General features: G+C 44.7%; 12 protein-coding genes, 4 tRNA genes and 2 rRNA genes (1 of these 18 only partly in view). 3 read left to right on the forward strand and 15 right to left on the reverse strand.

Annotation, left to right across the window (positions count from 1 at the left end; all coding sequences use genetic code 11):
* Positions 1–31 precede the first annotated feature (31 nt).
* From nusG to MP3633_RS18065, 11 genes are all read right to left on the reverse strand, one after another.
* A complete protein-coding gene (nusG, locus tag MP3633_RS18015) occupies positions 32–565 on the reverse strand; it encodes a transcription termination/antitermination protein NusG (protein ID WP_112135189.1) in 534 nt (177 codons plus the stop codon).
* Between the two features lie 9 nt (positions 566–574).
* Entirely contained in the window at positions 575–943 is a 369-nt protein-coding gene (gene secE, locus MP3633_RS18020) for a preprotein translocase subunit SecE (protein WP_112135191.1), read from the reverse strand.
* 40 nt (positions 944–983) lie between these two features.
* Positions 984–1,059: transfer RNA gene (locus tag MP3633_RS18025), tRNA-Trp, on the reverse strand.
* Between the two features lie 115 nt (positions 1,060–1,174).
* A tRNA-Thr gene (locus MP3633_RS18030) sits at positions 1,175–1,250 on the reverse strand.
* Between the two features lie 4 nt (positions 1,251–1,254).
* A tRNA-Gly gene (locus MP3633_RS18035) sits at positions 1,255–1,329 on the reverse strand.
* Positions 1,330–1,332: 3 nt separating this feature from the next.
* A tRNA-Tyr gene (locus tag MP3633_RS18040) sits at positions 1,333–1,416 on the reverse strand.
* Positions 1,417–1,490: 74 nt separating this feature from the next.
* The gene (locus tag MP3633_RS18045) at positions 1,491–2,195 is read right to left on the reverse strand and encodes an SPOR domain-containing protein (RefSeq protein ID WP_176336549.1); all 705 of its coding nucleotides are present in this window, start codon (positions 2,193–2,195) and stop codon (positions 1,491–1,493) included.
* Positions 2,192–2,926 (reverse strand): type III pantothenate kinase, encoded by a 735-nt coding sequence (locus MP3633_RS18050; protein ID WP_176336550.1) that lies wholly within the window; start codon positions 2,924–2,926, stop codon positions 2,192–2,194. The genes MP3633_RS18045 and MP3633_RS18050 overlap by 4 nt, the downstream gene beginning before the upstream one ends.
* The gene (locus tag MP3633_RS18055) at positions 2,910–3,863 is read right to left on the reverse strand and encodes a biotin--[acetyl-CoA-carboxylase] ligase (protein WP_176336551.1); all 954 of its coding nucleotides are present in this window, start codon (positions 3,861–3,863) and stop codon (positions 2,910–2,912) included. The genes MP3633_RS18050 and MP3633_RS18055 overlap by 17 nt, the downstream gene beginning before the upstream one ends.
* Positions 3,863–4,780: a phytanoyl-CoA dioxygenase family protein gene (locus tag MP3633_RS18060; protein WP_176336552.1), complete on the reverse strand. Its 918-nt coding sequence runs from the start codon at positions 4,778–4,780 to the stop codon at positions 3,863–3,865. Before MP3633_RS18060 ends, MP3633_RS18055 begins: the two co-directional genes overlap by 1 nt.
* A 13-nt stretch (positions 4,781–4,793) precedes the next feature.
* Positions 4,794–5,975, reverse strand: coding sequence for an alpha/beta hydrolase (locus MP3633_RS18065; protein WP_176336553.1), 1,182 nt, complete (start codon positions 5,973–5,975; stop codon positions 4,794–4,796).
* 97 nt (positions 5,976–6,072) lie between these two features.
* Here MP3633_RS18065 and MP3633_RS18070 point away from each other — a divergent pair, with 97 nt between their 5' ends.
* On the forward strand, positions 6,073–6,528 hold the full coding sequence (locus tag MP3633_RS18070) for a GNAT family N-acetyltransferase (protein ID WP_176336554.1): 456 nt from the start codon (positions 6,073–6,075) through the stop codon (positions 6,526–6,528).
* A gap of 128 nt (positions 6,529–6,656) precedes the next feature.
* Entirely contained in the window at positions 6,657–8,000 is a 1,344-nt protein-coding gene (locus MP3633_RS18075; protein WP_176336555.1) for a GH1 family beta-glucosidase, read from the forward strand.
* Positions 8,001–8,097: 97 nt separating this feature from the next.
* Here the strand turns inward: MP3633_RS18075 and MP3633_RS18080 are convergent, their stop codons facing one another.
* On the reverse strand, positions 8,098–9,765 hold the full coding sequence (locus MP3633_RS18080; RefSeq protein ID WP_176336556.1) for an OpgD/OpgG family glucan biosynthesis protein: 1,668 nt from the start codon (positions 9,763–9,765) through the stop codon (positions 8,098–8,100).
* A 372-nt stretch (positions 9,766–10,137) separates the two neighbouring features.
* On the opposite strand from MP3633_RS18080, the gene MP3633_RS18085 reads away from it, so the two are divergent.
* Positions 10,138–11,379: a uracil-xanthine permease family protein gene (locus MP3633_RS18085; protein WP_176336557.1), complete on the forward strand. Its 1,242-nt coding sequence runs from the start codon at positions 10,138–10,140 to the stop codon at positions 11,377–11,379.
* Positions 11,380–11,456: 77 nt separating this feature from the next.
* On the opposite strand, the gene MP3633_RS18090 is transcribed toward MP3633_RS18085, so the two are convergent.
* From MP3633_RS18090 to MP3633_RS18100, 3 genes are all read right to left on the reverse strand, one after another.
* Entirely contained in the window at positions 11,457–12,236 is a 780-nt protein-coding gene (locus MP3633_RS18090) for a CPBP family intramembrane glutamic endopeptidase (protein ID WP_176336558.1), read from the reverse strand.
* A gap of 225 nt (positions 12,237–12,461) precedes the next feature.
* Positions 12,462–12,576: ribosomal RNA gene (gene rrf, locus MP3633_RS18095) — 5S ribosomal RNA — on the reverse strand.
* Positions 12,577–12,799: 223 nt separating this feature from the next.
* Positions 12,800–13,539 (reverse strand): 23S ribosomal RNA (locus MP3633_RS18100); it runs 2,156 nt beyond the window's last position.

Below are 13,539 nucleotides of genomic sequence, written 5' to 3' on the forward strand. Positions count from 1 at the left end.
TCACAGCCCTAAGGCTACCCGTTCAACAAAATCAGGCCTTTTCGACCTGACTAAACTCCAACTCAACTGGCGTAGAGCGCCCAAAAATAAGCACCGCCACCTTGATTCGGCTCTTATCGTAATCAACTTCTTCAACAACACCATTGAAATCAGCAAATGGACCTTCGCTAACGCGAACAACCTCACCCACCTCAAACAATGTCTTAGGACGAGGTTTGTCAACACCATCACTAACACGCTGTAAAATGGCATCTGCTTCGCGAGTCGTAATTGGCGATGGTTTATCTTTTGTACCGCCAATAAACCCCAACACGCGAGAGGTAGCCTTAACTAAATGCCAAGAAGCGTCATTCATCTCCATTTGAACCAATACATAACCTGGATAGAACTTTCTTTCGCTCTTGCGTTTTTTGCCATCTCGGATTTCAACCACTTCTTCGGTTGGAACCAAGATGTCACCAAAATTTTCTTCCTGCCCCATAACCTGCACTCGCTCAGTAAGCGAACGCATTACGTGCTTTTCGTACCCTGAGTACGCCTGTACTACATACCATCGTTTGGTCACGAGCAACTCCTAACTAATTACCGAGGAAACGACCCAACCAAGGAACGAATCCACCCCCCACAGTACGAGAGACATAAAAACAACAACCGCTAACACTATCAACGTTGTTTGCGTGGTTTCTTGCCTGGTCGGCCATACAACTCTGCGAATTTCGGTTTTAGCTTCTTTTGCCAAAGTAAAAAAAGACTTACCTTTCACAGTTTGCAACGCAATAAAACCAGCAACACCAGCCAACACCAAGATAGCAATTAAGCGATACAATAGTGACTCAGCAGAATAGTAGTTATTACCAATCACGCCTACCGCAACTAGCAGAACAACAATTGCCCACTTAAACACATCTCCACGAGATGCTTGAGCTTCAGCATTTGAACTCATACTTCAGGTGATCCCTAACTTAAAAATAGGATACGAAAGATGGCAGGCCAAGAGGGACTCGAACCCCCAACAGCCGGTTTTGGAAACCGGTGCTCTACCAATTGAACTATTGGCCTACATTCGTATGGGCGGAGGATGATACCTAAAAAAGCGAAAGCTAGCAAGGGTACCTGCCCAAAAAACAGACAATAAAAAAGGCGGTTAAACCACCTATCTTTTGTTTTGATAAGCTGGAGCTCATGAGCAGATTTGAACTGCCGACCTCACCCTTACCAAGGGTGTGCTCTACCAACTGAGCTACATGAGCAACTTGGAGCGGGTAGTGGGAATCGAACCCACCTCTTCAGCTTGGAAGGCTGAGGTAATAACCACTATACCATACCCGCAATTGGTGGAGGGAGGTGGATTCGAACCACCGAAACTTTCGTGGCAGATTTACAATCTGCTCCCTTTGGCCACTCGGGAACCCCTCCACGTACTCAGCACCACAACGCAACACCCCAAAAGGTGGGAGCCATTATATTTATCGAGCTCCTAATTGCAAGCACTAGCAGGGATTTTTTTCTAATTTTATCATCATCTTGGTGAGGTCGAAGCGAGAGACGAACTGCTCCCAGTCTTTTTCGTCAATGGGTTCCTCTATATCAATCTGGCGAAGCGGTACATTTCGCATATGTTCATACACATCAACACGATAACCAGACAGATTTTGGATACGCAGTTTCGCTTGCTCGGCGCGTTCTTTTGAAGAATACAAACCCAGTGAGATTCGATTTTTCATTTCAGCTCGGTTAATAACGAAACTATCGATGGACTTAGACGCCAGCTTTTTAACGACTCGCTCCGCTATTGCAGGCGTTTCAGGTGCCGCAATATACAACCAAAACTTAGCTCTTTTACCCGTAACTTCACGCTCCTGATAAGGCCAACCAAAGTCCTTTAATACTTGAGAAACTTGTTTTATATCCTCCTGGCGCTCTGTTTCTAAACGTGGGCAAAATAGCTCAGGTTGATCCCCTGTCGCTTCATCAATTATCTTACTCAGTGCATCCTCAATACTCTCACTGGACATCATCCCTGCATTATAGTCCTGCTCTGTAACTGCCAGAGATTCTGTCAACAAGTGTATTTTTTCACTGACAGGTGGACCATATATAGATTCTTTGGCCTTCTCAGGCTTATCCTGAACAAAACTATGCCAACTCAAAAACGCGGCATTAAGCAACACCACAAACAGAAACAGCCACTTCATTTATTACCTCTTACTTGCTCATCGCCCACCAGCTTTGCACCCAAAGCCACTAGGTTAGGCTGATATTCCATTGAAATGTCCAATAAACTCAACAACACCTGCGAATCACCTCCCGTCACAACCCACTTGAAATTGGGATATCGGCGATGAATTCGCTCTAAAAAACCAAGCACCATTTCGTGACAACCTTCCGTCACCGCTCTTGCAGTCGAGTCTGGCAACCCTCTTCCAGCCACGACTTCACAAGCGTCATAACGAATCCTTGCCGTCTTTGAGAGCAAAACATTTTCCATCATGCCCAACCCAGGCGCAATATACCCCCCCAGATGAACGCCGTCTTTCCCAACAACATCGACTTTAATCGCGGTTCCTGCATCCACCACCACCACATCACCTTTAGCCCTATGATGGGCAGCGATAACGCCAAGCCAACGATCAACACCTAATCGCTTTGGCTCAACGTAAGCATTAATAACACCACAAGCCTCGTCCTGACTGGTTAATGTAAACCAAACGCTGCCTGGGAATTCAGCCTGGATATCAGCGTGCAACAATGCACTCTGCTCTTTAGATCGAACACTGGCAAAATAAATCCTATCAGGAGCAAAACCGGTATCTACAGGACAACTGTCATCACGCTGAACCCATAAAATTTGCTCATTTTCAAATGCGGTAAATTTAATGCTTGTGTTACCGGCATCAACGACCAGAACGCTAGCCACGACGGACACTAATTTCTCCTCCATGCAACGCCACCACTTCACCATTCTCATCTAGAAGCAACGCCCCTTTTTGGTCAATGCCCTTCGCCACACCTTGGCGCTGCTGAGAAACAGAACTCACCGTTACGGCTTGATTAAATAAAACATCATAGGCTTGCCACTGGTGCTGAAAATGCTTCATGCCATGACCGCCTTCAAACAGCTTACATACCTCCACCAGCTCTTTAGTAAGCTCAGCTAATATAAAGTTTCGACTAGGGCGCGATTTCAACCTAGAAACAAGATCCGTCCACGGCTGATCAATATGCGTCATGAAGGCACTATCCATTTCGACATTAAGCCCGATACCAATAATCACATGACACACATCTTGATCGGCGACCATTTCCAATAGAATACCGCAGATTTTTTGACCATCGACCTGTACATCATTTGGCCACTTTAATCCCGGGTTTGGTATGCCGATTTTTTTCAAAACTCGCGCCACGGCAACCCCTGCCGCGAGACTTAGTCCTTCAATAACACTTGGCCCATTATCAAAACGCCATGCAAACGAAAAGGTAATATTTTTTGCGACACCAGACTCCCATTCTCGCCCACGTCGACCTTTCCCATGCGTCTGACGTTCAACAGAAAATAACACCGGCAACGACTGCCCTTGCGCTATGTACTGTTTGGCATCACCGTTCGTTGACTGCGTTTCAAACGCCAACCTTATAACAACATCATCCGGAACACCGTTTTCGCGCAGTGCACCCTCTGACAGCAGCTCTAGCGGTGACGGCAATCGATACCCTCGCCCCTTTACAGAATGAACCGTCACGCCTATCGACTCTAATTTTTTGAGCTTTTTCCAGACTGCGGCACGAGTGACACCCAATGCGGCTCCCAACGCTTCACCTGAGTGAAATTCATTATCACTTAGCAGGGCTAAAACAGCTTGCATCAACGCTCTCCAATTTCAATTTTTTCTTGCTCAGTCAGCTCAAAAGGTAAAAATGAACAACCCGGCCGTGCTTGAAGCCAATTCGATTTAGGGTACTCACACATATTATCGATAGCGTGCATTGCATAAGCATGACGAGATTTTTTCGAGCGATTTGCATAACTTAAATGAGGAAACTCCCCATCAAGAATAACCAAAGAACCTTTAGGCACAGGTATCGCCACCAGTTCATCTTGGTTCCATACATGTTCTTTTAATGCAACCATCCTCGTATCGATAGAATCGGCGTTAACACGCTCAAAACGCTTTAACAATCCGTGCCTATGCCCTTTGGGTATTCCCCAAAGACACCCATTTTCCAGCGTCGCTTCTTCGACTGCGAACCAAAGACCTATCACACTCATTGGTTCTGTATAAAGAAAAGTACTGTCTTGATGACAGTTTACTTCACCACCAATTCCCGGCTGCTTAAAAATATACATAGATTGTACTGCGCGAGGCTCAACCAAACCCAGCTGCTTTAGCAATGCCCCCCAAACAGGAGACAATGAAAAAGCTTTAAATACGGCATCTTGAGAATGAAGGCCGTGCCCAACTTTATTGATAGACCGCGCTAGTGGTTGTTTCAATATACCGGCTTCATCAAACGCCTCTTCCTCAAAAAAGAAGGACACCTTATCTGCCGACTCGATAAAATAACGGTCTGTGTGTCGTGACTGCTCATTAGTGGTAAAAATAGAGCGCGCTGAATCTGGCTCAAACGACACCGTCAGTTCCGACATGCGAGTCTTTAAAGCATCGCAAACAGATTCAGGAATAATAGACTCTAAAACCAAATAACCATTCTGATGATATTGTTCTATTTGTAATGATGCTAACTCAACAGGTGAAAGATCAAGAACCCCTTTCTCAGTCATGACGTCGACCTCCTTATCTATTATTTGCGTTGGCTTTTATAAAAAAAGCAACCTCTTCCATAAGCGCATTGAAATTAGGATTCCAAGACACTCGAGCCGCATGAGGACTCTTAACGAATAAGTCGTCGGAGCTCTCACCAAACCAGTTTGCTTTATCTGTACGACACTCGTCATATAAAGACTCATCGGATAAATACCAACTACATATTCGGTATTCCCCCATCGCGCCATAATAAGTATTCTCTGGATTACCATGAACCGCCATGTGCGACAGCCCTAAAATGTTCAACTCAGGCCAATTCGCATTAAAAACCTTGATACGATCCGTGTTTGCACTCATTTGTTCTTTGCTATACATCACCATCTGACTCTTTGAGCCAATCATTCCTTTTTTAAACACTTTTTCTGTCACAGACGAATCGACCGTCTGATCGTCTTCCGATAAGGCAATAAACACAGGTAAACGTTTCGGGTTTTCCAAGATTAAGTGACGAACTTCTTTGGACAACTTATACACTTCCGCAATCGCCGGTAACGGAATCGATGCGTACTTTGCAAAATCGTCACTTGGATAGTGATCAAGCCAATCTTTAACCAGAGCCAACCAAGGAGAAAGCCAATCAATACTACTATTTACTTTGAAAACCGGAGAAAACAGTACAGCCCCTGCAACACTGCTCTCATGCTCCCAAGCATACTCTGCCGCCAACGCGCCACCAGTAGAAAATCCCCCTACATACAATACATCTACTTCTTTGCGAAACTGATCGGCGGCATTTCGAAAAGTCATACGCCAGTCGTCACGAGATACACTTAATAGATCCTCTGCTTTCGTACCATGGCCGGGCAATAAAACAACGCGGACATGATAACAAGCCTTCTGCAAAGCATTAGCTGAATCACGCATAGAAAAGGGAGAGTCAGATAACCCATGAGATAACAATATGCCGATGTCATTGTCCTCTTCACACAACGCAGGATCTGGTAATAACTCGAAAGGCATGACGGCGGCGAGCTCTCTCACTTTGTCGTCAGCATTAATCCACTGCTTATTGGCGGTTAAGTATTCTTTCGCTCTTACTAGATAATGAGAAAAAGACTCTTCTGGCTCAAAAACAAATTGCGTTGGTTTTTCTGCTGCAAACGCTGGCAATGCCAAAAAGCACAAGCACCACAACGCTATTTTTTGCCGCATAGTAATCCCTCTCGTTTAAATGATTTAATCTCTCTAACGCTCTCTTCATAGCAGACTATGCTACCATCGAACATCAAATCGCTGCCTATATTCAAAGATGAACACATTTTATCCTCGCGCTGAACAGGTTCCTTCTCTCTGGTTCCCTTTGGTAAAGAAGTTTTACCAAGAGCATTATCCCAGCGGTAAACCCAATAAAGCCGATCCTATTTGGGTTATACGACACAATGGTAAAATTCTTTGTGCGGTTAGGCTCAAACAATACTCTGGTGTTCAATTACTCACCGCTATGGTGACCGAGCCATCTCATAGAAAGACAGGTTTGGGTAGCCACTTAATAAACAGTATTCAGCCTGCATTAAACGCAATGCCAAGTTACTGCTTCGCCTTTACTAATCTTGTGCCTTTTTACTCTGCTAATCATTTTACGACCATCTGTGTTGAAATGTTACCAGAAGAACTAGCAAGCCGCTTTCGAGCCTATGTGGCACAAGGGCGAAACCTTACACCTATGCGCTACGATTTCGTTGGAAAATCGCTGAATCGCCCTTAAAAAGCACTTAAGTAATCTTAAATTACTAAAACAGTCGCGTCTTTGTTGACCCTTTTCAACCTCCTCCAGTACCTTTAATCGTATTACTTACCTTTTCGTTGATAATACATAAAAAGACAGAGGTCTTCATGTCAATCACCTTACCATCAAATTCGAAAATGCTGACGTCCGATTTTATTTTCGGTGTGGCAACCGCCTCTTTCCAAATAGAAGGCGCGACAACAACGGACAATCGCCTGCCTTCTATCTGGGACACATTTTGTGCCACACCAGGCAAGGTAAAAGGCGCCGACAATGGTGACATTGCTTGCGATCATTATCATCGATGGGAAAAAGATATTCAGCTGATTAAAGACTTAGGCGTAGACGCCTATCGCTTGTCCATTGCTTGGCCTCGAGTAATGGACGAGAAAGGCGAAGCAAACCAGGCTGGTCTTAACTTTTATCGAAATCTATTAAAGAAACTTAAAGCGGAAGGACTGACCGTATTTGTCACGCTCTATCATTGGGATTTACCACAACACTTAGAAGACAAAGGAGGCTGGCTGAACAGAGAAACCGCCTATCAATTTAAACACTACGCGGATTTAGTCACCAAAGAATTGGCCGAATGGGTCGATAGCTGGGCCACTTTTAACGAGCCCTTTTGTGCGGCGATTCTTGGCTATGAATTAGGCATACACGCGCCCGGCTTAAGTGAACCAAAATACGGCCGACAAGCCGCACACCACATTTTACTGGCGCACGGTTTGGCGTTACCAGTTATTCGGAAAAACTCGCCGACGTCTCAAGTGGGCATCGTACTCAATATGAACCGCTCGTACGCGGCCAGCGAAAAATCCGAAGACCAATTCGCCTGCTTGTTGCGAGAAACGCTCGATAACCAGTTTTTTATTGAGCCATTAATGAAAGGACAATATCCTCAACTACTCAACACCGTAGCACCACAATATTTACCAACGATTTTACCTGGCGATATGGACATCATCGCTCAACCGATCGATTTCTTAGGCATGAATTTTTACACCTGTAACCACAATGCCTACGATGCTGATGCATTATTTAAGGATGTAAAAAATTCCGATACGGTTGAATACACAGACATCGGCTGGGAAATAGCGCCACATGCCTTGAAAGACTTATTAGTGAACCTTCACCAACAGTACAAGCTGCCTCCTATTTACATCACAGAAAATGGCGCCGCCTGTGCAGACGAGATTATTGATGGAGAAATAAACGATGAACAGCGCATTCGTTATTTAGATGGTCATATAAACGCGGTGCATCAAGCGATAGAAGCCGGCGTTGATATTAGAGGTTATTTTGCGTGGAGCTTAATGGACAACTTTGAGTGGGCAGAAGGCTATAGCAAACGCTTTGGCTTAACGTACGTAGATTACAACACCCAAGAAAGAACCATTAAACACAGTGGCCATGCGTATCGCGCGCTGCTCAATAGCCGTCCATTTTAAAAGCCTATTCTTGGCAATAAAAAAGCGCTCGGTGCAACACATCGAGCGCTTTATCCTATCTAAGTAGCCTGCTAGGTGGAAATCAGATGCGCACTAACTACTTCAAATGCCCTGCATTATGCAGTTCTCTATCGCCTTCTTCTGGCGACGTCCACTGGTACTGCCACGTTTCCGTTAATGGCTGTCCATTGGCCTCAAGGTAAACGCGTAAGTTAATAGGTTTGGATTCGCCACTAGGTGGTACTAAATCAAACATCGCACGATAACCATCAATAGATTGCAAAGGCCGAGCCGACTCTATCTCTACCTTTCCGTCTGAGGTCGTGATGACAGCGTTGACTTCTGTTTCTTTACCTAACATCGCCAAAGACCCACCCGCAAAATCGACAACAAACCGCTTACTGTAATAGTCACGTTTCTTACCAATCACTCCGCCGATACCAGTAAACGTATCTACAACGCGGGCGCGATTCGATTGTACTGGTGGCTGGCTTCCCCAATACATATTGTAGCTATATAACAACTCTTGGCCAGCTTCAATCGGCTTCGCGGGGTTCCAAAACGCGACGATGTTGTCGAAGGTTTCATCTAACGTCGGAATTTCGACAAGTTGAACAGAGCCTTTTCCCCAATCTCCAATAGGTTCAATCCACAAGCTAGGTCGTTTTTCATAGAAAACGCCATCGTCTTGGTAATGATCAAAATGGCGGTCACGCTGTAACAAACCAAACCCTTTTGGGTTCTCATCGCTATAAGTATTAAACCTAAGGTTTTTCGGATTGCCCAGCGGACGCCAGATCCATTCGCCATTACCGGTTTGCATTGCCAAACCATCAGAGTCATGAATCTCGGCACGCCAGTCATAGTTTGTTCTACGATCATTTTCACCAACCATATACATACTGGTCATTGGCGCGACACCCAAACGCTCAATTGCTTTTCTAGGATAAATAGCAGAATCCACTTTCATTTTAAACGGTTCACCCGGCTGCATATCAAAACGATACGCTCCGGACACACTGGGAGAATCCATCAAGGCATACACAGTAACAACATCGGAACCAGGTATCGGCTTTTCCAACCAAAAGTGAGTGAACGTAGGAAATTCCTCCGGCTTCGGAAGCGCCGTGTCGACGGCCAAGCCTCGAGCAGAAAGGCCATATTGCATTTCGCTACCGACTGCACGAAAGTAGCTTGCCCCTAAAAAAGCCACAATATCGCGTTGCCAATCAGTAGCAAACTGCATTCTCAAGCCCGCAAAACCTAGATCTTTCGGTAATTGGTCACCATCTACTTTTGACTTGCCATAATCAAACGAAGAAGAAGAATATGGGATCGGTGTCGACTTGCCGTTCTCCAGCGTATTCATGTGAATGGGTGTATCAAAGCCTAAACCGAGGTGGAAAAGCTCAGCGCGAAATTCTGATTTTTGATCTCGCCATAATGCCGCTTCTTTATTAAAGTGGAGCTGCTGATAATCGTCCCAATCTAAACTTTTTAGACTCGCGGGCAACTCACCTTGATGACTTTGATAAGGCTCGGTCGCCAGTTGTCGTGCATGTCCTTTTAACCACGCATAACTAAACGCTTCACCTTCCTTTGATTGAACGGGTGTTGATGTCGCACAGGCCGCAACACTAAACAAGACACTGACAGCCAAGAGCGAACGACTGGCTAATCGTAAACAACTCGACACATTCGCTTTCAGGGATTTATGTGAAACCTTCGACCCCTTCATGGGTTCTGAAAAAAAATGAGGAAGCATAATCTGACTCTATCAATTAAAAACTGATGTCTATACTAGCGAATTACGACGCAACTAAGTGTTCAGATAGAGTAAATATTAAATACATTAACATGGATAATTCAGCAGAAAGCTTGACGTTCTGACATAACAAGACTCTGGATCATATCCATTCGTAATCTCAAAACGCTCGTCATATGTCGACCATATTTAAAGCATGTTAATCAGTGGATAAGTACCTAAGTTATTAACACTTAAACTTTTATAGTCAAGATTTAGAGTCAAACATAAAGTTTAAACAATAATAAGTCAGTAACGCTACACCATTCTAGTACTCTTATCGACTTGCCTATAAAATCCTTGCACCCAAAAACCACTGTAAGGAATTTAACCATGAAAAATGCCGTCTTAGGTGTCCAGATGTTATTTGTCGCATTTGGCGCCTTAGTGCTCGTCCCTCTGCTCACTGGACTTGATCCAAGTGTCGCACTTTTTGGGGCCGGTATCGGAACGCTATTATTTCAGTTAACCACCCGTCGAACCGTACCTATTTTTCTTGCGTCATCTTTCGCTTTTATTGCGCCAATAATGTACGGCGTTCAAACATGGGGAATTCCCTCTACCATGGGCGGTTTAATGGCAGCAGGGCTGGTATACGTATTGCTTGGTGGTGTTATTCGTTTAAGAGGCGCTGGCTTTATTCATAAGCTATTACCGCCCGTTGTTATTGGACCAATTATCATGGTGATTGGACTTGGCCTAGCGCCGGTTGCCGTCAACATGGCTTTAGGTAAAAGTGGCGATGGATCATTACAGCTTGTTGACGGTAACGTGTCAATTTGGATTGCCATTGCGTCTTTACTGACCACAGTATTTATCAGCGTATTCGCGAAAGGGCTGTTTAAGCTGTTGCCCGTGTTCGGAGGCATTGCTGTTGGCTACCTCTTGAGCTTGTTTTTTGGCATCGTCAGTTTCGACCCCATACACAATGCCGCTTGGTTTGCCGTTCCCAACTTCACAGCACCAGAATTTAACATCAATGCCATTTTGTTTATGTTGCCCGTTGCCATTGCGCCTGCGGTAGAACATGTAGGCGACATTCTTTCTATTTCTAATGTAACAGGAAAGAATTATCTGAAGAAACCCGGCCTGCATCGTACTATTGCTGGCGACGGTATCGCCACTATGGCCGCCGCTATGGTTGGCGCACCACCCAACACAACCTATAGCGAAGTGACTGGCGCAGTCATGCTAACTAAAGCATTTAATCCAGTGATAATGACGTGGGCTGCCGTTGCAGCTATCGTTCTTGCATGGGTAGGTAAATTGGGAGCAGCTTTACAAACTATTCCATTGCCTGTCATGGGCGGCATTATGATTCTATTATTTGGCTCTATTGCCGCGGTTGGATTGAATACTTTGATCAAAAACCAAGTGGATCTTCACAAGTCACGTAATCTAATTATCGTCGGCGTTACGCTGGTTTTTGGTATTGGTGGTATGGCGTTTGGTATTGGCGAATTCAGCCTGCAAGGCATCAGCTTATGCGGCATCGTGGCTATTATGCTGAACCTGATATTGCCTCAGGATATCGGCGATAACCACATTGTCGATAATGCTCAAATAGAAGACTAACAACTTAAAAGACGTCAAACGGCCCTTAACATGGGCCGTTTTTTTATGGCTAAGAGAAAAAAACCACTAAATAGTTGTTAGGCCAGCATTGGAAAGGTGAATAAAAAGAAATGTAAAAAATTCAACACAAAGTGACATAAGATAGACCATTCTATTCGCTTGGTTATATGGAATAGAATTCCATAACCCAGCCCAGCAGCACTAGCAACGAAGGCATATTCGAAACCGCCGCCGATATGAGCGATACCGAAAAGTAAGGCAGAAATGATAGGCACGATAAATAGATAAGACTTACCATGTAAAACTTTTGATAACTCTTGCTGGAGAAAACCGCGGAAAAAAGCTTCTTCAGCTACACAGGTAAAAAACAAATTAATACTTAGAAAGCACAACCAAAAAACAGGCACCTTAACATCAATATGAATTAACCCTAAAAGCATGGCTAAACCCAAAACCAAACACGGAGTAAGGAAAAATATCAGCAACACCGTTATAGGTTTCTGTAGAACCTGAAAATAATCTGCACTAGCTTGCCCTCTAAAAAAGTACACTAGTACAAACAAACCCACCAAACCCTTATCGAAGTTAGCATACAAACTGAACGGTATCGCATCTATACTAATCGTCTGCTCTAAAACCACGGCATAATTATGAAAGCCGGGTAATAAATGCATAGCTAAGACCAGAGAAACAGCGCCAAACATACAGACAGCAACTCTGCGAAGCCAAACCAAACGCAAGGTTAATGAACCAAACAGCAACCCGGAATAAGCAGCGATAACAATGATCCCTTGCGCATTTAGAATGCCTTCTATCAATCCAGCAATCACAGCCGCTAAGCAAGACAGACACCACAAAGGCACCTTTATAAATGAAAGTTTAAACGGAGTAAAAACCAATAGAATAGATAAACCCAGTAAATAAAAAACCAAAAGAGCCTCTGCTGAAAACAGTGAAAATCAAAATTAATACGATTGAGTGATGCCAAAAAAATATCTTAACCTCAAAATACTTTCTCTCAATCATTTTTGAGCCAAAAAAAAGCCCTGACAGCGTTAGCTATCAGGGCTCTCTTAATTTAAGCTTGACGACGACCTACTCTCACATGGGATCTCCCACACTACCATCGGCGATGGCGCTTTTCACTTCTGAGTTCGGGATGGGATCAGGTGGTTCAACGCCTCTATGATCGTCAAGCAATTCTGCTGCGTTCGTTTTGATTAAGGTGAGCGGTTTTTCTGCTCTTTTTAACCAAAACACGCGAAGACATGCTTGGATCTTTAACAATTCTTTTTTGAAATAACGTTAATCAAGGTTAAACCAGTTTTTACCGTAATGTGTCTCTGTAATCTTTGATGCATTTGCTTAGAGTCTTTTTCATTCTCTCTTCACTTATCATCTAAAACCACTTTGGTGTTATATGGTCAAGCCTCACGAGCAATTAGTATTGGTTAGCTCAATGCCTCACAGCACTTACACACCCAACCTATCAACGTCCTAGTCTCGAACGGCTCTTTAGGGGACTTATGTCCCAGTGAGATCTTATCTTGAGGGAGGCTTCCCGCTTAGATGCTTTCAGCGGTTATCCCGTCCGAACGTAGCTACCCGGCAATGCCACTGGCGTGACAACCGGAACACCAGAGGTTCGTCCACTCCGGTCCTCTCGTACTAGGAGCAGCTCCTCTCAAATCTCAAACGTCCACGGCAGATAGGGACCGAACTGTCTCACGACGTTCTAAACCCAGCTCGCGTACCACTTTAAATGGCGAACAGCCATACCCTTGGGACCGGCTTCAGCCCCAGGATGTGATGAGCCGACATCGAGGTGCCAAACACCGCCGTCGATGTGAACTCTTGGGCGGTATCAGCCTGTTATCCCCGGAGTACCTTTTATCCGTTGAGCGATGGCCCTTCCATACAGAACCACCGGATCACTAAGACCTACTTTCGTACCTGCTCGACGTGTCTGTCTCGCAGTTAAGCGTGCTTTTGCCTTTACACTCTACGCATGATTTCCGACCATGCTGAGCACACCTTCGTGCTCCTCCGTTACTCTTTGGGAGGAGACCGCCCCAGTCAAACTACCCACCACACAGTGTCCTCGATCCAGATAATGGACCTGAGTTAGAACCTCAAACATACCAGGGTGGTATTTCAAGA

Origin of the sequence: Marinomonas primoryensis, assembly GCF_013372285.1 — a bacterium.
Lineage (GTDB): Bacteria > Pseudomonadota > Gammaproteobacteria > Pseudomonadales > Marinomonadaceae > Marinomonas > Marinomonas primoryensis.

Bases quoted from the DNA above. Each gene is read 5' to 3' on its own strand.
- secE (WP_112135191.1), bottom strand. From the start codon at position 943: ATGAGTTCAAATGCTGAAGCTCAAGCATCTCGTGGAGATGTGTTTAAG.
- MP3633_RS18045 (WP_176336549.1), bottom strand. From the start codon at position 2,195: ATGAAGTGGCTGTTTCTGTTTGTGGTGTTGCTTAATGCCGCGTTTTTG.
- MP3633_RS18055 (WP_176336551.1), bottom strand. From the start codon at position 3,863: ATGCAAGCTGTTTTAGCCCTGCTAAGTGATAATGAATTTCACTCAGGT.
- MP3633_RS18060 (WP_176336552.1), bottom strand. From the start codon at position 4,780: ATGACTGAGAAAGGGGTTCTTGATCTTTCACCTGTTGAGTTAGCATCA.
- MP3633_RS18065 (WP_176336553.1), bottom strand. From the start codon at position 5,975: ATGCGGCAAAAAATAGCGTTGTGGTGCTTGTGCTTTTTGGCATTGCCA.
- MP3633_RS18070 (WP_176336554.1), top strand. From the start codon at position 6,073: ATGAACACATTTTATCCTCGCGCTGAACAGGTTCCTTCTCTCTGGTTC.
- MP3633_RS18075 (WP_176336555.1), top strand. From the start codon at position 6,657: ATGTCAATCACCTTACCATCAAATTCGAAAATGCTGACGTCCGATTTT.
- MP3633_RS18080 (WP_176336556.1), bottom strand. From the start codon at position 9,765: ATGCTTCCTCATTTTTTTTCAGAACCCATGAAGGGGTCGAAGGTTTCA.
- MP3633_RS18085 (WP_176336557.1), top strand. From the start codon at position 10,138: ATGAAAAATGCCGTCTTAGGTGTCCAGATGTTATTTGTCGCATTTGGC.